The 23836-nt window shown below is 53.9% G+C and carries 13 protein-coding genes; 8 read left to right on the forward strand and 5 right to left on the reverse strand.

The features are described 5' to 3' along the window. Positions 1-30 precede the first annotated feature (30 nt). Both K7P01_RS23985 and K7P01_RS23990 read left to right on the forward strand, forming a co-directional pair. The gene (locus K7P01_RS23985; RefSeq protein ID WP_267297119.1) at positions 31-1002 is read left to right on the forward strand and encodes an alpha/beta hydrolase; all 972 of its coding nucleotides are present in this window, start codon (positions 31-33) and stop codon (positions 1000-1002) included. A 398-nt stretch (positions 1003-1400) separates the two neighbouring features. Then, positions 1401-2666, forward strand: coding sequence for a hypothetical protein (locus K7P01_RS23990; protein ID WP_267297120.1), 1266 nt, complete (start codon positions 1401-1403; stop codon positions 2664-2666). Here K7P01_RS23990 and K7P01_RS23995 read toward each other — a convergent pair. The 3 genes from K7P01_RS23995 to K7P01_RS24005 are packed head-to-tail and all read right to left on the reverse strand — an operon-like array spanning position 2595 to position 4589. Then, complete coding sequence (locus tag K7P01_RS23995; protein WP_267297121.1) at positions 2595-3284, reverse strand: hypothetical protein; 690 nt, start codon at positions 3282-3284, stop codon at positions 2595-2597. The genes K7P01_RS23990 and K7P01_RS23995 overlap by 72 nt on opposite strands. A gap of 23 nt (positions 3285-3307) precedes the next feature. Further along, a complete protein-coding gene (locus K7P01_RS24000; protein WP_267297122.1) occupies positions 3308-4054 on the reverse strand; it encodes an LVIVD repeat-containing protein in 747 nt (248 codons plus the stop codon). Beyond that, positions 4041-4589, reverse strand: a complete 549-nt coding sequence (locus K7P01_RS24005; RefSeq protein ID WP_267297123.1) for a hypothetical protein — start codon at positions 4587-4589, stop codon at positions 4041-4043. Before K7P01_RS24005 ends, K7P01_RS24000 begins: the two co-directional genes overlap by 14 nt. A 157-nt stretch (positions 4590-4746) precedes the next feature. Here K7P01_RS24005 and K7P01_RS24010 point away from each other — a divergent pair, with 157 nt between their 5' ends. Then, a complete protein-coding gene (locus tag K7P01_RS24010) occupies positions 4747-5586 on the forward strand; it encodes a universal stress protein (protein WP_267297124.1) in 840 nt (279 codons plus the stop codon). Between the two features lie 306 nt (positions 5587-5892). Continuing rightward, positions 5893-6321: a putative quinol monooxygenase gene (locus K7P01_RS24015; RefSeq protein WP_267297125.1), complete on the forward strand. Its 429-nt coding sequence runs from the start codon at positions 5893-5895 to the stop codon at positions 6319-6321. A 76-nt stretch (positions 6322-6397) separates the two neighbouring features. On the opposite strand, the gene K7P01_RS24020 is transcribed toward K7P01_RS24015, so the two are convergent. Further along, positions 6398-7339, reverse strand: a complete 942-nt coding sequence (locus K7P01_RS24020; protein WP_267297126.1) for an NADP-dependent oxidoreductase — start codon at positions 7337-7339, stop codon at positions 6398-6400. Positions 7340-7427: 88 nt separating this feature from the next. On the opposite strand from K7P01_RS24020, the gene K7P01_RS24025 reads away from it, so the two are divergent. The 3 genes from K7P01_RS24025 (at position 7428) to K7P01_RS24035 (ending at position 20766) form a co-directional block, all read left to right on the forward strand. After that, a complete protein-coding gene (locus K7P01_RS24025; protein WP_267297127.1) occupies positions 7428-8273 on the forward strand; it encodes a helix-turn-helix domain-containing protein in 846 nt (281 codons plus the stop codon). Between the two features lie 407 nt (positions 8274-8680). Then, on the forward strand, positions 8681-15079 hold the full coding sequence (locus K7P01_RS24030) for a S8 family serine peptidase (protein ID WP_267297128.1): 6399 nt from the start codon (positions 8681-8683) through the stop codon (positions 15077-15079). A gap of 125 nt (positions 15080-15204) precedes the next feature. After that, on the forward strand, positions 15205-20766 hold the full coding sequence (locus K7P01_RS24035) for a carboxypeptidase-like regulatory domain-containing protein (RefSeq protein ID WP_267297129.1): 5562 nt from the start codon (positions 15205-15207) through the stop codon (positions 20764-20766). A gap of 90 nt (positions 20767-20856) precedes the next feature. Here K7P01_RS24035 and K7P01_RS24040 read toward each other — a convergent pair whose 3' ends face one another. Continuing rightward, positions 20857-21402 carry a porin family protein gene (locus K7P01_RS24040; RefSeq protein ID WP_267297130.1) on the reverse strand — a complete coding sequence of 182 codons (546 nt, stop codon included), beginning with the start codon at positions 21400-21402 and terminating at the stop codon, positions 20857-20859. 115 nt (positions 21403-21517) lie between these two features. On the opposite strand from K7P01_RS24040, the gene K7P01_RS24045 reads away from it, so the two are divergent. Next, complete coding sequence (locus tag K7P01_RS24045; protein ID WP_267297131.1) at positions 21518-23539, forward strand: caspase family protein; 2022 nt, start codon at positions 21518-21520, stop codon at positions 23537-23539. Positions 23540-23836: the final 297 nt, after the last annotated feature.

The raw sequence follows: 23836 nt of genomic DNA on the forward strand, positions 1-23836 counted from the left end.
GAAACCGCACGACAATATGTATATTGTGTCATGGCACTGTATAGACTATGGCTGGCGATATTGTTGCTGCCGCTCACGGGCTACGCGCAACGCACGGAGGGTCTTACTCACCGGGCCGACACGTCGTTCAACAATGCCAGCGCGTATCGCCAGGCGCGCAAGCAATATCCGTCCATCATGCTCGTCACCGACAGTGTACCGCCGGGTGTGAAACAAGCGCGCAACGTGCCTTATACTACCATCGGTGGCTATACCCTGCAGCTGGATGTATTTTATCCTGAGCATGGCCGGAAGCCTTTACCGGCCGTCATGATCATCCATGGCGGCGGCTGGCGCTCGGGCAACCGGCAACAACACATACCCCTGGCGCAGCGATTGGCCGCGCGGGGGTTTGTGTGCTTTACCGTATCGTACCGGTTGTCAACCGATGCGCTCTATCCGGCGGCTGTCCATGATCTGAAAGCCGCCATCCGCTGGATCCGTGCAAACGCGGCTACCTATCACGCCGACCCCACACGCATCGCTGCGCTCGGCTTTTCTGCCGGTGCCCAGCTCGCCGCTTTACTCGGCAGTGCCACCAACGTGCCGGCCCTCGACGACAGCACCCGCAACATGGACTATAGCAGCGCCATACAGGCCGTGGTAAACATCGACGGCATATTGGCTTTTATACACCCCGAGTCGGGTGAAGGTGACGACACCAGGTCGATCTCGGCTGCTACAAATTGGTTTGGCTATACACGCGCGGAGAACCCCGACCTTTGGCGGCAGGCATCGGCGTTGACCTATGCCGGTAAACAGTCACCACCCACGTTATTTCTTAATAGCAGCGTAGCCCGCATGCACGCCGGTCGTGAAGACTATATGGCAATTCTGCAGCGGTATGGCATTTATACGGAAGTGCATACTTTTCCGGATACACCCCACACATTTTGCCTTTTTGAGCCTTGGTTTACACCGGTGTTGAATTATACGGCCGTTTTTCTGCAAAAGGTGTTGTAGACGCTCTCGGAATTCGAATCGTCCGGGTATACCTGATTTTTCAGGTACGAAAGTACCAGGTTATGTGTTTTTTGTTCAATCAATCGGTTGTTTATAGAACAGATCAGCCTTTTCGACACAACGTAAAGGTATACTGTATAATTCCGGTAAGGTGTTTATCAGTGGTCAGGCAGCTTATTATATAAGCAATAGATAATGAGTTATTTAGTAATAGATATTCAATAGATAACAAATAGCTTATTAGCTCTTGAATATCTTATACTATTTTCCATTTCCTTAAAATTTAAATTATACAATTGATAGGCTGCGTGCTGACTTTTGCTACTTTCGAATCGGGCACGCTCGTTTCTCACGAGGTGCCAGTTGTTATAGGATGTTCACTACGAAACCAATTGATTATGCCATTTCTGGAGGGGATTACATTCACGGGTAAATTAGGCGATTTGAGCGCCTATCGCATGCGTGGTTGTTCGAAGATCGTTGTGCGGCGCAAGGGCGGACCAAACCCGAACGAGCTTAAAAACGGCGCTAACTTTATCAATACGCGCCGTACAATGTCCGAGTTCGGCGGATGCTCGCGCATGGGCTGGCATGTGCGCATGACGATGAACCCGATCCGGCGCCTGGCAGACTATAATTTTGGCAGTGACATCAACAGCATCATGCGCCGCGTGCAGTTGCTGGATGGTACCAGCGACTGGGGGCGCCGAAACATCATACTGTCTGATCATGCCCGCATACTGGAAGGTTTTTCAACTACCCAGGAAATGCCACGCTTTGACTCCATCGTGCGCAACCCGGTATATTATACCCTCGACCGCGCCACCCTCAGCGCCCGCGTCGATATACCCGAATTGATACACAGTATAAACTATTTTCCGCAGAATAACCACGCCTCATTTCGCATTACCGCCACGCTAGGCATTGTACCTGACTTATTCTTTGACGTTGCCAAGAAGGAGTATTCGCCGCACACCTGGTATAATCGCAGCGCCTTCGGAGTACATGCTTCGACGGAATGGCATCCATCGCTGGAAGGAATGGATGCTACTACACTACAACTTTCCATGGATCAGATGCCGCCTGAGGAAGGGTGGACATTGGTGTTGTCGATCGGCATTGAATTTGGATCACTGCGCGAGGGTGGTCGGATCAAAGAAGTGAAACGTTTCGGCGCGGCAAAAATCATGGCGCTGCGTGGTCGCGCGGCATCTGTGGAAGAAACGCCGGAAGGCAATGACGATGAGCGTGAAGCGGACGTTGTTGCTCAGGAACCTGTGCGTAAAATAAAGTTTACGACAATAAGAACGCAGTCAGAGCACGCGCCGGCGCGAAAGAGTACACCGGCCGTTGATGGCGAGACGATGGATATTCGGACAGCCAAAGCGCCACAGATGGTATACCAGTACGAAAAGAAGGCCGCGTCTGTTCAACCTGTACACACGGAGGCGCGGACCTATACGTATGTGCTGACAAGATTAACGCCAGATGCCGACGTTCGTGGGAAAGAAAGCAAAGAAAAAGTGAAAGCTACTCCTCCGATACAAAATCAGACAGCATGGCCTGTTCAGACCGTTGTGGCGTTTCCGTCGTTATTCGGATCGTCGCCAGGAGAAACGGTAACCTACTCGTACACCCAAAACCAGCCCCGCTTCGTCACGTGATGTCTCGTCGTTGCTAAATTCGAAAAATGAGTCGTCGTCCAGGTCAAACGCTGGAAGTATTTTGCTGTAGTGGATAAAGCGATAACACAAGCCACCGTTTACATCGAGCAGGACAGGACCCATGTTCCAGAGAAAGCCAAACTTTCCGCTGAGCCCTTTTTCTTCGTGGTAGACTCGTTGGCGATAGGTCTTTTCATAGAGGGCATCCTTGGTCTCGTCGTAGTACTCGTAGGTCATCAGCTGTTTTTTATAATTGATATTGTTATAATACAGCTCACCGGCGGTGTACCAGACAAAGCGCGCACGTTGCGTAGCATACACGTAGTACCGTGCTTCCAACTTGGCCTTATAACCTTTTCGGTCGCTGTCCCAGGCGTCGTCGATCCTGTTTCCCCGGTGGGTGCCCTGAAGGTTTACGATCTGGCCATATTCACCCTGGATCGTCCAGCGGGGGGCGATGCGTTGCTCGTAGGCAAACTCGACGGTAGGGTGGTAGTTGATCAATAGATGGCCCGGGCTGAATTTGATGGCTTGGTGCGGCACCGCCTGATCGTAACGGTCCGAATCTTGCGCCACGGCCGCGGTACTGAAAAAAACTAGAACGAACAATAATCTCATGGCGGTATATACAATTGTACGGTTTAAGGTCGTTCCACGGCAATGGTGCTGACCTTGGTAAGCTCCGGGCCGTTGAGATAGCGGTACTGCAGAATGCCCTCCGCGCTGGTAACGGTCGCCAGACCATTACTGGCAATAACATCGTAAGGGCGATCGATCTCTACTTCGGTTAGGAGCAGGGGATAGATGTCAGAGCTCACGTCAAATACCTTGAGGGACTCGTCGCAAACAAAGAGCAGGTAGCCGTCGACTGCCAGGCCACGGGGCGCCTTGAGCGGATAGGCTTTTAGCAGCCTTGGCCGGTGAGGATCGTCGATGTCGATCACCTCCAGGTTATTACTGCTGCCACCGCAGGTATTCCCGCTGCGCAGGGTAACGTAGGCCCGGTTGCCGCGTACCACCACAGGGTCGCAGGAACGAATGTGCTCGTACTTAAAAATGAACGCGGGTTGGTCGGGATTTTCGAGGGAGTAAATATGCATCCCGGTTTGGGCACCCAGGTAGAGATAGTCACCTTGGGCATGGATCGTTTCGATGTCGGCTGGAATGGCAAGGGTGTATACGGCGTCAAGCGTATCGCGGCGCACGATGTCGATAACGGTGAGCTCCTCGCCCACGGCGGTATACAGGTAGTTGCCATGCACCGTAAAACGCGCCATCGAGCCGCCTTCGCCGGTGGGTGTTGTTCCACTGGAGCCATCATTGTCGCACGCAGCCAAACAACCGGCAAACAGCAAAAGTATGGTAACAGGGTAGTTAGTTAGGCGCATAGCAGGTGGGGTTATGAAGGGTAGTAGCTTCCCAGCCGATGACATATCCTTGCATGGGGTCTATGCATTCAAAGTAGTAGCCACGGGGTGGCGGCGGTATATTAGAAGTTCCACTATAGTGGTACGGTGATCCCAGTGGCCTGGAGCTGATTTGTACAACGTTGTTAAAATCGTCAATGGTAAGGGCCGTCAGGTTATCGAGGTGGTTGACGTATAGTATATCCTGGCCCACGGCCAGCTCGCGGTTACCGAGAATGCGGATAAAGCCGATGGGGGCGGGTTTTTCGGGTGTTTTGTTGTCGAAAACGTGGATGCCGGCATTATATTCATTGATCAACAGATAGTCGCCGTAGCGGTATATTTTTCCGGGGCGTTGTAAGGCGCGCGCTTCCTGCATGACGATCGGGCTTTCCGCTTCCTGTCCATACAGCGGGCGATAGCCCTGCACACTTTCCAGGTTCTCGCCGTCGTCGTGCTGGCAGCCAATCAGCGCCAGGAGTAGCGCGAGAAGCGTACTCGTTGATAGGTTTTTCATCGGTAGGGGTTTCTCTTGAACAGACACGCCGGGTTGGCAAAAAGTTGGAATGATTCTACGCAAGGCTGATATAAATCAGTTGGCACCCTGACGGCTTTCAGCTGCGGCGTTTCTATGCCTTGTTACTTTTGATATACGATTTGAAAACACAACAATCATGAAACGAATCATTGTACCCTGCGATTTTTCCGGACCCGCCGTACACGCCTTCCGGTTTGCCGTCGACGTAGCCGCACAGTCAGCCGGTGAAGTACACCTGTTGCATGTTATCGAAGTACCTGTATTGCAAGATTCGGCAGTTTTGTCGTATGACGACGGACTCTTTAAAGAGCTGCGCGCGCAAGCCGTGCTGGAAATGCGCACGCTCACGGCGGACGTGCCCGATAGCGTCAGGGTTATCCATGCGATCCGATTCGGCCCCATGCACAAGATTATACCCATCTATGTGGCTGCTGCCGACGGCGACCTGATCATCATGGGCACCCACGGCGCCAGCGGCCTGCGTGAGTTCTTCGCGGGCTCCAATGCCGGGAAGGTCGTGCGTACCTCGGCCGTACCGGTCATCACCGTCAAGGATAAATGCGACGGTCCGGTGAAACGCATTGTGTTCCCCTGTACGCTTGAAAACGACTTCCAGGAAGAGCTGGCCCACAAGGTCAAAGCCCTGCAACAATTCTTCCAGACACACCTGCACATGGTCTGGATCAATTCGCCCCTATATCCCGAGCAAGATGCTGTCGTTCTTGAACGGCTCGAAGCTTTCGCGGAGCGTTTGGGATTTGAGAATTATACAGTCAATATATACCATGACATGGATGCTGAAGCCGGTATCTTAAAATTTGCCCATGAGATCGAAGCCGATATGATTGCCCTGGGCACCCACGGCCGTCGTGGCGTGGCGCACTTTCTGCACGGCAGCACGGCCGAAGACATCGTCAACCACTCCAGGTCGATGATCTGGACATCGGTGATGCCGTCCGCTATTAGTGAGTATTAGCGAATCCGTAAGAGGTACTGATTTTAAAAGGAAGAATTAGTCTCTAATCTTTTCAAACCGCCACATTCCAAACGGATTCTCAAACAGGTCGTGGCCGGCGTTGGGTTGGTCGTGTTCAGGGACCAAGGTAGCAGTTTGCCTACAACGGCAAAACGTGCCTCTGTTCAGCGGCGGCAGAGTGTCCAATCCCGTGGACAGGAGGGCGGTTGCAATTTTTTTTGCATAGATGTGCTTGGCGGGCGACAGCTGCTGACATACGGCTGTCAACCGGGTGGCCTACTTTTGGTCCATCAAACACCCAAGGCCATGAAACTTGCTATCTTTCTGATCACCATGTGCGCATCGTCAGTGGTGTGCACGGGACTATTTTTTAAAACACAGACCAAGAACCAAAAGAATACGACCATGGAAAAGACCAATGCTACTGCAACCAAGTATGGTATGACCGGCAAGTTTCGTGCGAAACCGGGCCAGGCAGAAAAGCTCGCGGACATTTTGCTGGAAGCCTCGCGGCAGGTATCTGCTGTGAAGGGCATACGCGTATACGCCATCGGGCGCGACCCGAAAGATGAGAATGTTATTCATGTCATGGAAATCTGGGACAGCAAAGAAGATCACGACCAGTCGCTCACGCTGCCCGAAACCCGCGCGCTGATCAGTCAGGCGATGCCGTTGATTGATGGCAAGCCCGAAGGTGTTGCACTGGAGATGGTTGGCGGACTGGGCGTCGACTAATATGCTCTCAGTAAAAGCACGGTTTTTTTAGGCCGTGCTTTTTTTGTTTGTGTATAAAATCGTATGGTGGTATAAATTATACTCTCACGACGATCTTGCCTACTGTGCGCCCTGTCTCCACGTGCAGGTGCGCGGCGCCCATTTCGCTGAAGGAGAAAACTTGTGACACGTGCGCTTTGAGGCTACCCTTGGCGAGCAGGGCGGCGATGGCCTCCAGGTCCGCGCCGTTGGATTGTACCAGCATGAAGCTACCATCGACACCTTTGTCTTTTGATTTCTGTACTACGGCTTCGCTCAGGCCGGAGACAATACTAATGATGGCGCCACTCCGGTTGATGATGGTCAACGATCGATCGATGGTGTCGCCACCGAGGGTGTCGAGTACGAAGTCTACCGACCCCGCTACTTGCTCAAAGGGCTGTGCGCGGTAGTCGATGTGTTCGTCTGCACCGAGTCCCAGGACGAAGTCTTTGTTTGCGGCCGACGACGTGCCGATCACGTGGGCGCCACGGTGTTTGGCCAGCTGCACGGCGAAGTGTCCTACGCCACCGGCGGCGGCGTGAATGAGCACACGTTTGCCCGGGCCCACTTGCGGATGGTTTGCCATGGCCTGCCAGGCTGTGAGCGGCGCGAGCGTGGCGGCCGCGGCTTCTTCAAACGATATATTGGCGGGTTTATGCGCGAGATGATGTGCCGGAGCAGCAACGTATTCGGCGTACCCCTGACCGTGGCCAGGGAAGTTCACCATGCCAAAAACGGCATCGCCAGGACGGAAGGTGGTAACGCTGGCGCCTGCGGCGGCGACAATACCGGCAATGTCCCAACCAATGACGATGGGCGTAAGCTCTTTCAGGCGACCGTATACACCCTTGCCTGCCCGGGTCTTGACGTCTACGGGGTTGAGGCTGATGGCTTTTACTTGTATCAAGACGTCGTTTTCGCCCACTGCGGGCTGGGGAAGCTCGGTATACTGCAGCTGATCAATGCCGCCGGGAGCCTTTAGGATAATTGCTTTCATGTCTTATGTGATGTTTAATAATGCAAATTTCTACCGATTTTGATGGGTATTTCGGTACTATTCATACCTTTTTCGGTAATTTTACGTCATGAAGCGCGAAACTTTGTACGAACCGTTTGAAGTGGCCTTTAGCAAGCTGGACGAAGGGCCCAGCGCGGGCCACCGCCATTTGTTTTTCGAGCTGGTATATATCATGTCAGGTACAGGCAAGCAGTGTATCAACAAAAGCACCTTCTACTACCGGCCGGGCCACATGTTCCTGATTACGCCACAAGACTGCCATTCGTTTGATGTCGAGGCCACCACGGAGTTTTTCTTTCTCCGGTTCAACGATAACTATATACGCTCCAAGTCCTTCCACACCGACGACCTCCGGCGGCTGGAATATATTTTGCAGAATGCCAATCATCAACCCGGCTGTATCCTAAAGAACTTATCCGACAAACCGCTGGTGCGGAGCCTGGCCGAGGCTATCATTGCCGAGTTTGTAAACCGCGACCTGTATAACCGCGAGCTCGTTGAGAAGTTGGTGAATACATTGATCGTCATTGTCGCCCGGAACATCGCCAAGTATTTACCCGCCGCCGTGCACGAAGATACCGACGGGCGCGCCGTGGATATGCTCCATTATGTACAGGCTAATCTATGCCAGCCGGAGAAGCTCAAGGCAGAACACCTCAGCAAACAGTTCGGCGTATCCGGATCGTACCTGGGGCGTTATTTCAAAAATAAGACACAGGAAACCTTACAGCAATATATTTCCAACCTGCGCCGGCGGCACATCGAATCGCGCCTGCGCTTCAGCGACCTGCGCGTGCACGAGATCGCGGCCGAGCTCGGCTTCGCCGATGAGAGCCATCTCAACAAGTTCTTGCGAAAAGCAACGGGCAAAAGTGCTTCACAATTCCGGAAGGAATTACAGCCCGTCCGTTGAGTGCGATCGATGGCAGGTCGCCTGTCTCGAAAAAAGTGACATCGTGCGGACCATGATAACGATGGTAAGTATAGTCACCGCCGACCAGGTATATATGGAAAGGCTCTCCCTATAGTAATACTGTCATATTTGGATTTTTTTTCCTTTCTTCAGGCAAAAGGCGGTGTTGTATGCCAAAAACGATGGTGACGTCGGTAACAAGAGGATACCGTTCGGTCTGTTTTTTAGAAAATAATTTTTTATACTGCTTAGGGAAGTGCCTTCGTTCGTATACGTATCCTTGAGGGGCCGTATAGCAAGTTAGCGGCAGGCCGGCGGATGTATGTAAGGATCACTTCGCGAAAGACCCCGTTTATGGTAGCGTTAAAACAATAACTCATATTTCGTTTATTTATTAACCTAATCCTATGACGTATTTTTACTTGTGTGCCCGTGGCATATGCCTGCGGTTTGGCCTTTCCTTCTTATTGATAGTATGCCTGGCAGTGTGCGCGATGGCGCAGCCGCCGGGGCAAGCCGGTGCCGGGACGGTGCCGGGAATTGTGCGGGTCAGGGTGAGCGAAGCGTATGCGCGACAGCTTGAGACGGCGCGACTGCGCGTCACCGCGGGGAATGTCGTGCAGACGGGCATGGCGTCGTTCGATGCCGCCCACCAGCGTGTTGGCGCGCGGAAAATGAAACGTGTGTTTCCGGTAGCGGGTAAATTTGAGCAAAAGCACCGTCGCCACGGATTGCACCTGTGGTATGAAATCCAGGTAGATGAAAAAATGTCGCTTGGGTCGGTACTGGAATCGTACCGGTCGGTCGACGGTGTGGTAAAAGTCGAAGCAGTGCGGCAGAAGGTGATGGGCGATGGCAAGAAGCGTGGTTATAAACCCTTCGTGCCCAAGGCCAACAGCAGCGGTGCGCAGGCACGCGGGGCCGGCAGTATAACAAACGATCCGTACCTCGACTATCAGTGGCACTATAACAATCACGGCCAGACCCAGGGCAAAGAAGGGGTGGACATTAACCTCTTCCGGGCATGGGGCATCGAGGCCGGTCAACGCGACGTCATCGTGGCACTGACCGACGGCGGCGTGGACTATACACACCCCGATCTGCAAGCCAACATGTGGGTGAATGCCGGCGAGATCCCCGGCAATGACGTCGATGACGACGGTAATGGTTATGTTGACGATATTCACGGCTACAGTTTTGTCGATGCGCGCGGCAACATGAAGGCTCACCCGCATGGCACGCACGTGGCCGGCACAGTAGCCGCCACCAACAACAACGGTATTGGGGTAGCCGGTGTGGCGGGCGGTACAGGTAAAGGTGACGGCGTACGCATCATGAGCTGCGCTGTTTTCAAAGAGCTGACACCCGACCTGGAAATTTCCGGAGGTTTTGAGAATACCTATATCTATGCGGCCGACAATGGCGCTGTGATCTCGCAGAACAGCTGGGGCTATGGTCGCACCGATTATTATGAGCAGGTCGTGCTGGACGCGATCGATTATTTTATCGAAGAGGCCGGTACCGACGAGAACGGTGTGCAGACGGGCCCGATGAAAGGTGGCATCGTCATCTTTGCTTCCGGTAACGACGATACCTCCGACCGCGTCTACCCGGGATATTACGAGCGCACCCTGTCGGTGTCGGGTCTGACGCACACGAACACCAAAGCCTGGTATTCCAACTATGGTGCGTGGGTGGACATTGCTGCACCGGGTGGCGAGACTGACATTGCGGAACAAGGTGTGTTGAGCACGTTCCCGGGTGGAAAATATGTATACGCGGATGGTACGTCGATGGCATGTCCGCACGTGTCGGGTGTAGCAGCGCTGGTGGTGTCGAAGTTTGGAGGGCCGGGGTATACACCCGATCAGCTTCGCGCCCGGCTGCTGGCGACTGCCACAGATGTTGATGCCGACAATGCGAGCTATCCGGGATTGCTCGGCCGGCGAGTCGATGCTTTCCTGGCGCTGCGTGACGAAGCGGAAGACAACGTGGCACCGGCGGCGGTCAACGACCTGGAGGCTGCCTTCATAACCAATGCTACGATTACATTGACATGGACTGCGCCCAGCGACGGGGGCACACGGCCCGTGAGCCGCTACGATCTGCGCTATGCTACAACACCTATCACGGTAGCCAACTTCGATCAGGCTACGCCCGTGGCCAATCAGCCGAAAGCGAGCCCCGCGGGCATCACGGAAAGTTATACACTGCGCGATTTGCTACCGACGACGACGTATTACTTTGCGCTGCGTGCATATGATCCTGCAGGCAATGGATCGGAAGTGTCCAACGTGGCCAGTGGCACGACCGTGGCGGCACCGGTCATCGGGCTGGATCCCATTCCCCTGATGGTCGAGATGCAGCCGACGGACGAAGTGCAACGCGATGTATATATCATCAACTACGGCGAGGGGCCGCTGGAATATACGATCGGGAGCAATGGCACGCTGGGCCAATTGGAGTCAGTTTTTCACCTTACATTTTCCAAACGCACGGGGGTTGTGGCTCCCGGCGAGCGGGATCTGGTGACGCTGTCGTTCAAGACATTTCGGCAATCTCCGATCTCGATCGACGAGATGTTTACCATTCGCTCCAACGATCCCAGCAATCCCGCAATGACCCTGCCGATCTTGTTTAAGATCATTGACACGAAGGCGGTTCTAATCGTGAGCGCTACCGCGCTCGACTTTGGTCCGACAGCTGTTGGTGCGCAGGCGATGCTTCGATTGGATATCAGCAATGGCGGCACGCAAATGTTGACGCTGGACCAGCTCAGCGTCGACAACCCCGCGTTTACCACCCAGTTGCAACAGCCGTATTGGCTGTCCAACTACGGCGTGGCGCAGATGAAGATTTTTTACCATCCCACAGCCACCGGCAAATCGACAGGTACACTTACGTTGCATACCGACGATCCGGATAACCCCGTCATAATGGTAGCCCTGTCAGGTGAAGGCGTGGTCGCGCCGGCGATTTCGGTAACACCCACAGCATTGACGGCGTCCTTGCCAACAGGCGGTAAAACGACGCGGGAAATAACGATCAGCAATACCGGCGGTGCTCCGATGACATACGAAGTCGTGGAGAAAGGCTTGCCTTCGGAGAAGATACGCGTGCTGGTTATGTGTCCTGATGCCTCCGGATCGGGTGTGCCGTTCCTGCTCGCGGATTTCCCAGAGCTGCAAGTGGACGTACATGATCACCTGGTTGATCTCACGCTGGCCGATATGCGGGGGTATGACGTGGTGTTTGTGATGAACAATAAAGAATGGATGCGGTACAGTGGTATCACCCCGCAACAGGCTGGTGATCTGCTTGCCGACTATGTGGACGCCGGTGGTAAAGTATTGCTAAACCAGTTCGTATATACCGGCGATGCGAATTTTCTCACGGGGTTGAGTGGACGGTTTATGACAGAGCACTATGGTCCATTCGAAGCGACCAGTACGTTCTATGGTACATACGCAACGATGGGGCAGAAGATTATTGCTAACCACCCGATCCTGGAAGGCGTGGAAGCGATTACATTCTCGGGTGACATGCAGGAAGTGGTGCTGGAACAAAACGCCACGGGCATTGCCAAATGGTTGAGCGGCGACTGGATGGCGGCGGCTAAGCCGAACGTTGTAGCGCTAAACATCATGCCGGTGGGGTTGGGCGGTTCTTTAAATGAATTCTGGACGGGCGATGTGCCCGTGCTGCTGCGCAATTCGCTGCATTGGTTGGCCGGCTCGACTCATCTGGCGGCAACGCCGGCGAAGGGTACCGTAGCGCCGGGCGCCACGGCGAAAGTCTCGGTGGAGATCAATGCCAACGACCTGGCCACTGGCCATTACGAAAGTGCGCTGGGCATTGCGACCAACGTGCCGATACTGGGTCAATCGATCGTATCGATCGGATTGGATGTACAGGGACCTGCGTTTACGTTTGTCTCCGATTCGGTTGTCCTGACGACGGCGGCAGGCACGACGGTGTCTGACAACGTCGTGCTGCGCAACGACGGCACACAGGCATTTCCCTATACCATTCATGTGAAGAATGTACGCAAGCGCCTGGCGTCCATGGCGGGCGCGACGGCACGGGCCGGCAAGATGATCCTGTCGGCGGGGGCGCTACCGGCGGTTCGTGGCTGGCAAGGCAGCGCTATTCCACCCGCGGCGGAGACGGCGGAGGCTAGCCCGATTCCCGAAGGGCCGGTCGATTATTCCACGACGTTTGAAGGGTTCTATCCGGGCAATATCAATGGACAAGAGGAATGGCAGGTGCTCGGCTACCCGCAGTGGACGATTGCCGCAGCCAAACCTGCCAGTGGCAAGAATCATGTGTTGTTTATAGCAGACGGCTCGCAGCAGGCTGCGGCGTTGTTGTCGCCCTATATTGCTACAGGCAAGGGGAGTAAGTCGGTCTGTAGCGTACGCTTGCAGATCGACGACCGCACAAGTTCTTTCGAGGTGATGCCGCTGGCATACCCTTCGGGGATTCCGGTTACGTCGATACGTTTTGGCGCCGACGGTACGCAAAGCGTGCAGGTGTTTAATGAGAAGCTACAGTTTACGACGCGTATGCCCTTGTATGCGACTTTTCCGTCAGGATACTTTGCCCTTTCCATAGCGGTCGATCATACGACGTCGATTTTTGAAGTATATATCAATCAGACGAAGGTCTATGAAGGTGCGGGAATAACATCCACAATCAATGCTATCGCGTTCCAGGCCCATAACGAGGGTACAGGGCATATTTATATCGACGACGTTTCCATTCATGACGGTGGTTTTGATTCGCTGCCGGCATTTTTGAAAATTACGCCGGTGAGTGGTGTGCTGAATCCCGGTGCAGAGGTTACACTGACATCGGTGGCCGATGCCACCAGGCTGCTGCCGGGCGCGTACCTGGCGGATATTATCGTGGATATCGCGAACGACGTGGACCAACTGACATTGCCGGCACGTGTGCAGGTAACGGGTTCCGGGGCGTTGGTGGTAAACCAGAAGTCCCTGACCTCCACGGTTGACTACCGTGAGTCCGATACAACATACATTGAAATGAGCAACCCCGGCGGAGAGACTACACACTTTGCGCTGGAAGTGCCGCAGGGTATTGCGCCGTGGGTGACTATCACGCCCGCCACGGGAAGTCTGGCGCCCGGACAAATTGCTGTAGCGCGTGTATACCTGGATGCCAAAACGCTGGAGACCGGTGATTATACCGCTACCATTACTGTGTCGGACACTGATCCGACTACGGATGCAATTCCGGTAGCAGCAGCGTTGCACGTGCGGCAACCGGCTCGTATTGTATCCACTACCGAAAGGGTAGAAACTTCCCTGGTGGAGGGCGAGCGTGCCTATCCGTCACTGGTAGTGGGCAACGATGGCATGAGTACCCTGAAGCTATCGTTCAAACGTAAACACCATGCCGGTTGGATCGTGACCGACGAAACAGTATATACGATTCCGCCCGGTGAAACCCGTAGCCTGGGGTTGGTGCTGGATGCAACGGCCACCACGAGCGGTGTGTATCGCGATACGCTCCTGGTGGTTAATAACGATCCGAACCGGTCTACTGTTGGGGTCCCCGTACAGCTTTCAGTGCAAGGCGCACCGGTGTTGACAACGTCGGAGGATGAACTGGTCGTTACGCTTAAACCCGGTGAACGTTCTTATCCTACGTTTGACCTGGGCAACACGGGCGAGGCGTCACTGCGTTTTGAGGTGGCGTCACCCGTCATTGAAGCGCCAACGCCTTTCCACGGCGGTCCGGACCAGCATGGTTATACCTTTATCGACAGCCGTCACCCGGGTGGGCCTACATTCCGCTGGAATGACATTCGTGCCCGGGGCACGGCGGTGGAGCTTGGCGATACCGATTCTATGTCGATGGTGTTGCCGTTTTTCTTTCCGTTCTATGGCGAGCGGTTCGAGCGGGTGAAGATTGCTTCCGATGGATTTATTTCATTTGGTGCTGTCGGCGATTTTATTTTCGACCACAGTCTGTTGAATCCCGCGGCCCCAAATAATTTTATTGCTGCGCATTGGGACGACCTCGATCCGTCGATCGGCGGCAGCATTCATTACCTGGACGAAGACGACAAGTTTACCGTACAGTATACACAGGTGCCGCCGTTTAGCTTTATCGGTGTACCCGATATGACCCGCGCCAGCACCTTCCAGATCGTATTGTATCCGGATGGCAGCATTGAGCTGCATTACCTCGATATTCCCACAGACGGATACCAGGCGGTAGGCATGGAGAACACGGATGCCACGGATGCCCTGGTGATCAAAGGTCCCTTTGATGGTGGCTTCTCTGCCGACAGTACCAGCATTCTCATTGCGCCGGCGGCGCCCTGGTTGAATGTGATGGGCCATGCCAGTGAAGTATCGAGCGGCGGGCAGCAGCTCGTGACGTTGGAAATCAACGCAGAGGAACTGCCCCTTGGCACATATGAGCACACAGCGTTTATTACCAGCAATTCGAAAAACAGTGCCATCAAACGCCTTCCTGTACGAGTGCGCGTGACGGATGGTGTTACGGGCGTTGCTTCCGGCGAGGCAGCATCGTTGCGGGTATACCCTGTACCGGCCGGCCGCACCGTCCACGTGCAACTGCACGAATCAATGCGCGGCGCGGTGCAGGTGGCGATACGCAACACCCTGGGGCAGCCTGTGTGGTCACAGACTGTAACACCGCAGGAGCTTGCCGACTATGCGATCTCTGTGGAAACCCTTAAACCGGGTGTGTATTTCCTGCAAATAACCGGTGAAGGTGGCCTTCGCCGCGTGCGTGCATTCGTCAAGGAGTAAACTTTTCCGCTATCTTTCTTTTGGGCACTGCTGGAAACGGCGGTGCTCTTTTTTTGGAAAATTTTGGCCCCGTCGTTATGGAATTGTGTTCGGTTCTGCATCCCGGATAAAACTAACCTACTCCTATGCAGAACCTTTATCGATTTGCCTGTCTGACGCTGTGGTTGCTGGTCGTTGCGATGTCGGCCCGTGCGCAGGATCTCGCCACGCGTCGTCAGTCCGGTTATTACACGTTTATTTATAAGGTCCGGCCGGGTGAGGTTCAACGGTTGTACGACAATATTCACGATTTTGATGTGTCTATGCTCGATACGCTGGTGGATGTATACCCGACGGATTCGACGTATGCCCACACGTTGCCGGTGGGGCATTATATGTTTATGTATGCCAATGGTGGTGATTTGGGAGGGGAGCTACGTTCGGTTAACAACGTAGACCTGAAAGTATTGAACAACCGGCGGGACCTGGTGCTGGTGCTGTATGACTCGCTGGGGAGGGAGATTACCGATGCACATGTGTATGTGCGGCAGAAGAAGATCCCATACGATACAGTCAGTGACACTTACCGGTTGGCCAGCGCTAACCGCCAGGGAGTTTTGCGGGTGGAGTACCAAGGCCATGTCTCGTATTTTGCTATCCAGCGTCAGTCGAACAACGGCCTGGTAGCGCGTACAGGCCGGAAAGTTCTCCGCTCGGCGCCGGTGAAGATTCTGCTCTCGCCGTACCATTACGTCAAACGAAACATTTCAAACCTGGTATATGGCAGTCGATTGTCGCCTCCCGGTATTTATTATCGTCTTAGCCCGCTTTGGGGAGATGTGAGTATGGGCGGATATGTGGCCACGAATAAGCCGGTGTACAAAGCCGGTGACACAGTGCGGTTGAAGGCCTATATTGTTTCACAACACGGACGTCGGTTTCGCAAGCCGGTGGATTTGTACCTTTCGGATAACAGCTATCGCGATGATGTGTCTGACAGAAAGCTGGGTACTGCAAAACCTTTTCGCCCGGGGGCTTACACCCATGAGCTTGTTTTGCATGATAGCCTGGGCCTTTTGCGTGATCGCCGTTATTTTATCCGGTTACAGCGCGGTCGCCGGCGCACCCTGCCACCGGGCAGCTTTCAGTTTCAGGATTATGTGTTACAGCAAAACACCTATTCCGTGCGGGTGGAGCAGGGGCGGCCCGGAGAACCTTCATGGTTATACCTGAAAGGCGTTGATGCCAATGATCTTCCGGTGTACGATGGGCGGGCAGAGATCTTACTGCGCCCGGTGCGGGTGCAGCAATATTTTCCGCGGCAGGTTTTTGTGCCCGATACGCTGTGGTATCATACGCTTGTGCTGGATCCTGTCGGCGAGACCGCGGTGGTGTTGCCCGATAGTGTGATGCCCGATGTTGCGTTACGATATGAGGCCGTTGTCTCTTTTCTGAACAGCAGCCAGGAACGGATAGAAAAGGTCGTATCACTTTCGTATAATCGCCGACCCTTTCCCGTGGCGTTGTTGCTGCGGGGCGACACGGTGCAGGTGAAAGCCTGGGATGCAGGCAAATATCCTGTGTCGGGTGCGGTGCGGTTAGAGACCTTTACCGGTGTGGGTACATCGTCCATGCGCGAAGTGGTGTTGCCCTATCAGGAGAAGGTGCGCTATACCGCGGCACTCTACCGGGTACACTATGCCGACAGCGCCGTGTCGTTGGCCCCACGTGACGAGGCCGCGGCGCTGGTGTTTACCGCGCGACGTACACACGACTCCTTGTATGTGAAGACCGAAAACCCACGGCATATACTATTTCGGTATTTTCTTTTCCGCAACAGCCGACTGATAGCGATGGGGAAGGATGTGGACCTGTTGTGGATGCGTAAGGCTGACGCCCGGGCGACGTATACGCTGTCTGTGCAATATACCTGGGGGGGTAATGTATACAACGAGGAGCATCCCTTCACCTTTGATACCCACGAGCTGGCCATTGGCGTGGAGCATCCTGACCAGGTATATCCCGGGCAACGGGCGCCCATCACGATCACCGTGCGCGATACACATGGCCGACCGGTACGCGACGTGGATCTGACAGCGTATGCCTATACACGGAAGTTTACGATGCCGACCGATGTCGCTGTGCCTAACTTAGGGAAGATGCCACGCAAGCGGGCGGAACGGAATGTATTTCTGGCCGAAGGTTTAAAGCAGAGGTTAAGCAGACCATTATCATATGCTACCTGGGGCACCCGGTTGGGGTTGGACAGCTTGCTGTTTTATCGCTTTCTGTTTCCCGCGAGCGGATATTTTGAAAACCGGCAGCCTTCCGATGTCGCACAGGTCGCGCCGTTTGTTGTGCTGCGCGGAGAGCTCATACCAGCACATATTGTATATGTCGATGGACGCGTGGTGTATTATGGCGGTGCGCTGCAACAGCCGTATTCGTTCACGGTGCAGCCCGGTGAGCACACGGTTACCATACGCCTGCCATTGTCACAGATCACGCTACCCCGCGTGCGTATAGACTCGGCACAGAAACTGATTTTGTCGTTGGATTACAATCATTTACCCGCGCAGGCAACGCGTGTGGAAATGCCCTATAAGTTGACAAAGGAAGAGGTAGTCGGGCTTGCGACGCATTTTATACCCTTTGAGCGTGCGGGGATTGCCAAGAGTACATACCTGCAGCAGGGAGATCATTACCTCACATTGAATGGCCGGGAAGGTAACCTCTGGTATTCACTGGTGGGGCCGGTTTACCCCGGAATGGCAGCCATTACGCACAACGATAGCGTGCGCATGACCTTTCCAGTTGAGTTGGACTATCAATATCAGTTGCGCAACAATATGCTGCTTCTGAAGAAGGTTGATGTTCGATCAAGGATTCAGCAGGCATCACGGCCATGGAATATGGCGTTTGGCCTTTTGCGCGACAGAGCCTATACCGCGCAACGTATGCGGTTCGTGCCGGGAGGAAGAGTAAAACAGTTTTATCATTACCGACAGTCTCCTCGCTTGTCCAAATCGACGCAAAGCATGGGCCGGGTAACACTTGATCCTTATCCGGCGGCAAAGGGGCTTGCCGTAAACACCGCTTGTTTTATTCGTTGCGATGGTCCGGAGGAGCAATATCCGTTTGCCGGAAATGTACTGGACCGGGCCTTGCCGGTAGGGACATACCGTGTGGTGGTCGTCTTTGAGACGGGGCAATATGTGCAGGTCGATTCGCTGGTGGTGCGGCCGTATGGGCATACCTACCGAACGGTGGATGATAGCCCGTTGTCGGCGGCCGACGCGGTCAGCGCGGCGGCACTGGCGGCGGCCCGACAGCGGTTGGGTACGGGGCCGTTGGATGCCGTCGAACGCGAGCAGGAAGTGGAGCGGCTGCGCAATCAATACTACATCCCGTCGGCATCACGACAGCCCTGGGGTACGGCCGTGCAGGGACGCGTGACGGATGAGGATGGATTGCCGATTCCGGGCGTAAATGTGATGGTGGGCGGATCCACGCAAGGGACTATTAGCGATATGGATGGATATTATACATTGGATTGCCCTCCTAATGCTACCCTCGTGTTTTCTTTTATAGGGTATAGTACGGTGGAACGTGCGGCAGACCAGTCAGTGGTGAATGTCAGCTTACACGCGGATGTCCAAATGTTGCAAGAGGTAGTGGTGGCCGGTTATCATCGCGCGCTCCAGGGCCGCATGGCTGGTTTGGCGGTCAGAGGTGCCAATAGTCTGGACGTTGAGGACAAGGCTAAGACACGGGTGCCCAGTCGGCCGGCTGTATCGTCACAGGATATACCGGAGAATCTGCGGAGTAATTTCCGCGACGATGCGTTTTGGCAACCGCGCCTGCGTACAGACCGTGCGGGGCGTGCCGTCTTTGAAGCCAGGTTTCCCGATGATATAACCGGCTGGAATATATACGTGCTGGGCATGGGCTCGCGTCGGCGTACGGGACAGACCCGGGCGTACGTGCCTGCATATAAGCCGCTGTTGGCAGAGGTTTCACTGCCGCAGTTTCTGGTGGCCGGCGATCACGCGGTGGCATTGGGTAAGATCACACAGCACAACAACGAGGTGATGCACGTGATGCGCAGCATTGTGGTGAATGATGTTGTACAACGCAACGACAGCGTGGCGCTCGACCGTGCAGTGATCGACAGTCTTTACTTACATACCGTTGGACATGATTCCGTGTCTGTTCGTTATACGGCCGCTACGCAACAGTACCGTGACGGCGAGGTGCGAACCCTGCCGGTGTACCCACGGGGCACGTTGGAGACAACGGGCATGTTTGCCAGCCTGGCGAGCGATACGACGTTTACCTGGCGTTTTGGAGACACAACCGCTGTCACGATCCATGCACAGGGCAACCTGTCGGATGTGTTGCTGCAAGAGGTGGCCTATTTAAAAAGTTATCCCTACGACTGCAATGAACAGTTAGCCTCGCGGTTGCGGGCACTGTTGGTGGAGCAACAACTATTGACGTACCAGAAGAAGGAGTTTCGTGCGCAAGCCGCCGTCGAAAAGCTTATCCGGAAGCTGGTGTCGCATCAGAATCGCGATGGCGCATGGTCCTGGTGGAACAGCGGTGCAACCGACGTATGGGTGACGTTGCACGTTGCGCGTAGTTTGCAACTGGCTGCACGGCAGGGTTATGCCGTACCGGTTGATAAAGCCTTGTTGTTTCGTACGCTGGCGGGTGCGCTATCGCACTACAGCCTGCCGGTTGAGCTTGCTGTGATGCAATTTCTGTTAGAGCAAGGGCAGACGGTGGCGGCACAAGATGTTGTGTATGCCGTGCGGCAATCAACCCGGGCTACGTTGCGCGAGCGGCTGCTGGTGGAAAGTATCGTGCAGCTTACGGGCGGCAAGATCGATCGGGCATGGATCCAGTCCATGCGACAGGTGACCTCCAAAGGGAATTATTATTGGGGGGTATATAACGGTCCGGTTGATGACAACGCGCTGACCAATACCTGGCAGGTGTACCAGTTGTTGGCGAAAGAGGAGGGAGTGGCACCGCAAGACCTGACCCGTATTCGCTATTATTTCCTGGAGATGCGCGGGCAACATTGGCGGAACACGTATGAGTCGTCGTTGCTGTTGGAAATGCTCTCACCAGCGCTTACGAATCCGTCGCAGCGCATGGACCGTGATGTAACGCTACGATTGTCTGGCGATAAAAAGGATACGACGATCCACGCATTCCCCTATACATTCCGTGGGAATGTTACAGCGCTGCAGGTTTCCAAAACAGGTGACTGGCCGGTATACCTGACAGCCCATCAGCAACACCGGGTGGAGAATCCAGCGCCGGTAGATAAAGATTTTGTGGTAACAACGGCCTTTGAGCCGGGCAGCCTGCGCCTGGTGGCGGGTAAGCCTGTGCGGTTGACGGCTACGGTAACGGTAAAACACGCGGCCGACTATGTTATGTTGGAGATACCGATCCCGGCGGGATGCTCGTATGGCGCCAGGCTGCCGGGAGCGAACCGCGAAGAAGTTTATCGTGAGCACCGGTATGAAAAGACGGTGATCTTCTTTAAACACCTCGAACCCGGGGTATACCGATATACCGTGGAACTGATACCGCGTTTCAGTGGAACCTATGCATTGAATCCGGCGCGGGTGGAGTGTATGTATTTCCCGACGTTGTTTGGTAGGGAAGGTATCAAGACAGTGACTGTGCGATAGGAAAAAGCAAGTGAGCGGTTCCGGAGGGACGGAACCAGCTCACCGCTTCACCTACTTCACCAACTTTAATGTTATCGGCTGTGTGCGAGACTACTCGGCTGCTACTTTCTTTTTGTTGACGTTGCCGACGATAAAGCCCACACCTACCTGGAATTGGAAGATCATGCCGAGGTCCATTTCAGAAGGGCTGCTGGCCAGGTTGAACGAGAAGTTCATGCCGGCATCAACGTTCAGACTTTCGGTAATAAAGTATTTGCTACCGCCGTATAGGCCCATGTTTGTTTGTTTCATTTTGCCCGACTCTTCACCACCGCCGGATTTGAGGCTGGAGTGGTTGATTTCAGCGCCCGCGTATGGCACCAGTTTGGCGTCTTTGGTCAGGAAGTTATAGGTTCCATACAGGCCGACACCGGTGCCAGAGAAGCCGTCACCGAAGAGAAATTGCGGTTTTATACCGGCTTCGATGTTTTTGGTTACAAAATAACCGCCTTTGATAAAGATCTGTCCGAAGCTATACAACTTGTTGCTGGTATAGGTGCCGGAAAAGGTGACGTTGACATCACCTTTATCCTGCTGGCTATACGCAGTATTTCTTGCGACTAAGATTAAAAGCGCCACTACTAAAGACTTTTTCATGTGGTTTGTTTAAGTGATTAATGGGTTCAGTATAAATTTGATTTTGTAACGTGAATCAAAACAATTGGTTGCCTTCACACGTTGATACGAGCTCCATATCTTAAACGAACTATATATGTTTCGAATTTTTCTATTACTCTTTCTTACAATCAATATTGCTACATCGCTTGCTGCGCAGGATATTTTTCTTACACCATACCAGGTGCTTACGCGCGATGCCCCCATAAAAGTGGTGGCGATGGCGTTTTCCGCAGATGGGAAATACTTATCAGTGGCCGATGAAAAAGGGAATATATCCATTTGGGATGTGGCGGACAGGAGTATGGTGAAACAGTGGTCTGTTGACGAGAAGGTTTTATATACTTCGTTTACCGGACAAGACAACACGTTTGTCGTGGTTACGGCGGGTGGTGCTATAGATCAATATGCCACCGGTAATTTCGATCGTGTTCGTACGGCAAAGGTGCCGGTCAAACTGGTGTTGGTCAACCTCGATCCCTCCCGGCAAACACTAGTACTCTACACGCGGGATAACAACCTCGAGCTCTTCGATCTGAAGGCAAACCTTACCCATGCAAATATACGTGTGCCCGCTACGGTTAGAAACCCCATGTTTGTGGGGTACGATCGCTTCGGGCAACAATTGTTTATGATTACCGAGCAAGGCAGCGTGCTGAGCTGGAATCCGATCACACAAAAATTCTTACGCGAGCTTACGCTGCAAAGCGGTGAGTACACAGGCTCACGCTCGGTACTCCATGCCGCGGCCATGAACTCGCTGGGCGATCGCTTTGTGGTCGGGTTACAGGAGGTGTTTATTCCCAAAGGTGGTATGCAGGGCCGGAACCAGCCGGAGCGACGCAACATGATTCTTTCCTACGATTGGCTGACGGGTAATGAAAGCAAGCGCGTGCCGATGCGTTATCGCGTCGACGAAATGTCATTTGCGCCCGGTGCAGGCCATGTGGCCTATATTTCGAAAGATGCCTCGGCGGTGTGGACCGTAAACCTGGAGAAGGCCGAGATCACCAGTACGGTATCCTTGCCGGGTATACCCTGGGCATTGGCAATATCCGGGAATGGTGAATATCTGGCCGTCGGGATGCAGAAAGGCGCGGTGCAACTATATTACATCGAGCGCAATACGCCGGCGGAGATCAGGATCAATACACCGGGATTGGACCGTAGTTATGCCACCCAGGTCGTGTCTACCGATAAAACAACCGTGGAGGGTATGATCGAAGGAAATGAGCGTATCACTAAAGTATATATCAACGGCAAGGAGGCAATCCTGGATGGTGACCGTCACTTCACCGGAGAGGCTGACTTGCTGCCCGGTAAGAACAAAGTGCGTATCACGGCAGAGAATACGGAAACCAAAACTACGACGAAGGATTTTTACATCACCTACGAACCGAAGACGGCGGTAACTGACAAGACAGGTGTGCCCGGCAAGGTCAAGGCTTCACAGAAGAAGGTAGCCCTGGTGATCGGCAATGCCTCGTATCAATATACTAACAAGCTCAACAATACCGTGAACGATGCCAACGGTATGGCGGCCACGTTGAGCGAGCTGGGTTTTGATGTGATGAAAATTACAGACGGGACCTACGAGCAAATGAAGAATGCCATTTATGCGTTTGGCGATCGTGTGCAGGATGTGGATGTGTCGGTGTTTTATTATGGCGGACATGGGCTGGAAGTAGACGGCGCCAATTACCTGGTGCCGGTGGACGCCGACATTCAGTCGGTATTGGACGTGCGGCAGAAGACCATTCCGTTGACGGGGGTGCTGCGCACACTCGAAGTGACAAACCACGAGGGCTTGAACATGATCATCCTGGATGCGTGTCGAAACAACCCGTTCCCGACCGGTAAGCGGGGTGGAGCAGGGCTGGCCAAAGTCAACGCACCTTCGGGGATGATCATTGCGTATGCGACAGACCCCGGCTCGGTCGCCTCCGACGGCGCGGGCGCACACGGTTTGTATACCGGCGAGCTGATCAAGCAGATGAAGGTGTCGCAGCGGATCGAGGATGTATTTATGAACACACGTAACCATGTAGAAGACCTGTCGAAAGGCTCGCAGCGGCCGTGGGAGGAGGCTCGGCTAAAAGGGGTATTTTACCTGCGATAGCAGCGTCGGTACATGGGCATTTAAGATCCGGACGTGTGTAATCGTCGGGCTTCTATGTTGTGCCATTTATGAATCAGCTTTCGTTACATGTAAATTTCGGGGCGTCCGAAGAAGAATCTTTGGTAATGTTCGGCATGGGTGCCTCTTTCTAAGGAATTTTTGGGTTGACACCTTTGTAAAATAGGCGACATCGATTGCGGAAGTGCCTGAATGCTAATTACCTTCGGGATGTTTTCTCCATACATCCCGGAATCCTATTAATTTTTTTTCAAGTGCAGGCAACCTGTCCCGGACAAG

The organism is Parachryseolinea silvisoli, assembly GCF_021190955.1.
Classification (GTDB): domain Bacteria; phylum Bacteroidota; class Bacteroidia; order Cytophagales; family Cyclobacteriaceae; genus Ohtaekwangia; species Ohtaekwangia silvisoli.

Coding starts and splice junctions, on each gene's coding strand:
- K7P01_RS23985 (WP_267297119.1), top strand. CDS start 31: ATGGCACTGTATAGACTATGGCTGGCGATATTGTTGCTGCCGCTCACG.
- K7P01_RS23990 (WP_267297120.1), top strand. CDS start 1,401: ATGCCATTTCTGGAGGGGATTACATTCACGGGTAAATTAGGCGATTTG.
- K7P01_RS23995 (WP_267297121.1), bottom strand. CDS start 3,284: ATGAGATTATTGTTCGTTCTAGTTTTTTTCAGTACCGCGGCCGTGGCG.
- K7P01_RS24000 (WP_267297122.1), bottom strand. CDS start 4,054: ATGCGCCTAACTAACTACCCTGTTACCATACTTTTGCTGTTTGCCGGT.
- K7P01_RS24005 (WP_267297123.1), bottom strand. CDS start 4,589: ATGAAAAACCTATCAACGAGTACGCTTCTCGCGCTACTCCTGGCGCTG.
- K7P01_RS24010 (WP_267297124.1), top strand. CDS start 4,747: ATGAAACGAATCATTGTACCCTGCGATTTTTCCGGACCCGCCGTACAC.
- K7P01_RS24015 (WP_267297125.1), top strand. CDS start 5,893: ATGAAACTTGCTATCTTTCTGATCACCATGTGCGCATCGTCAGTGGTG.
- K7P01_RS24020 (WP_267297126.1), bottom strand. CDS start 7,339: ATGAAAGCAATTATCCTAAAGGCTCCCGGCGGCATTGATCAGCTGCAG.
- K7P01_RS24025 (WP_267297127.1), top strand. CDS start 7,428: ATGAAGCGCGAAACTTTGTACGAACCGTTTGAAGTGGCCTTTAGCAAG.
- K7P01_RS24030 (WP_267297128.1), top strand. CDS start 8,681: ATGACGTATTTTTACTTGTGTGCCCGTGGCATATGCCTGCGGTTTGGC.
- K7P01_RS24035 (WP_267297129.1), top strand. CDS start 15,205: ATGCAGAACCTTTATCGATTTGCCTGTCTGACGCTGTGGTTGCTGGTC.
- K7P01_RS24040 (WP_267297130.1), bottom strand. CDS start 21,402: ATGAAAAAGTCTTTAGTAGTGGCGCTTTTAATCTTAGTCGCAAGAAAT.
- K7P01_RS24045 (WP_267297131.1), top strand. CDS start 21,518: ATGTTTCGAATTTTTCTATTACTCTTTCTTACAATCAATATTGCTACA.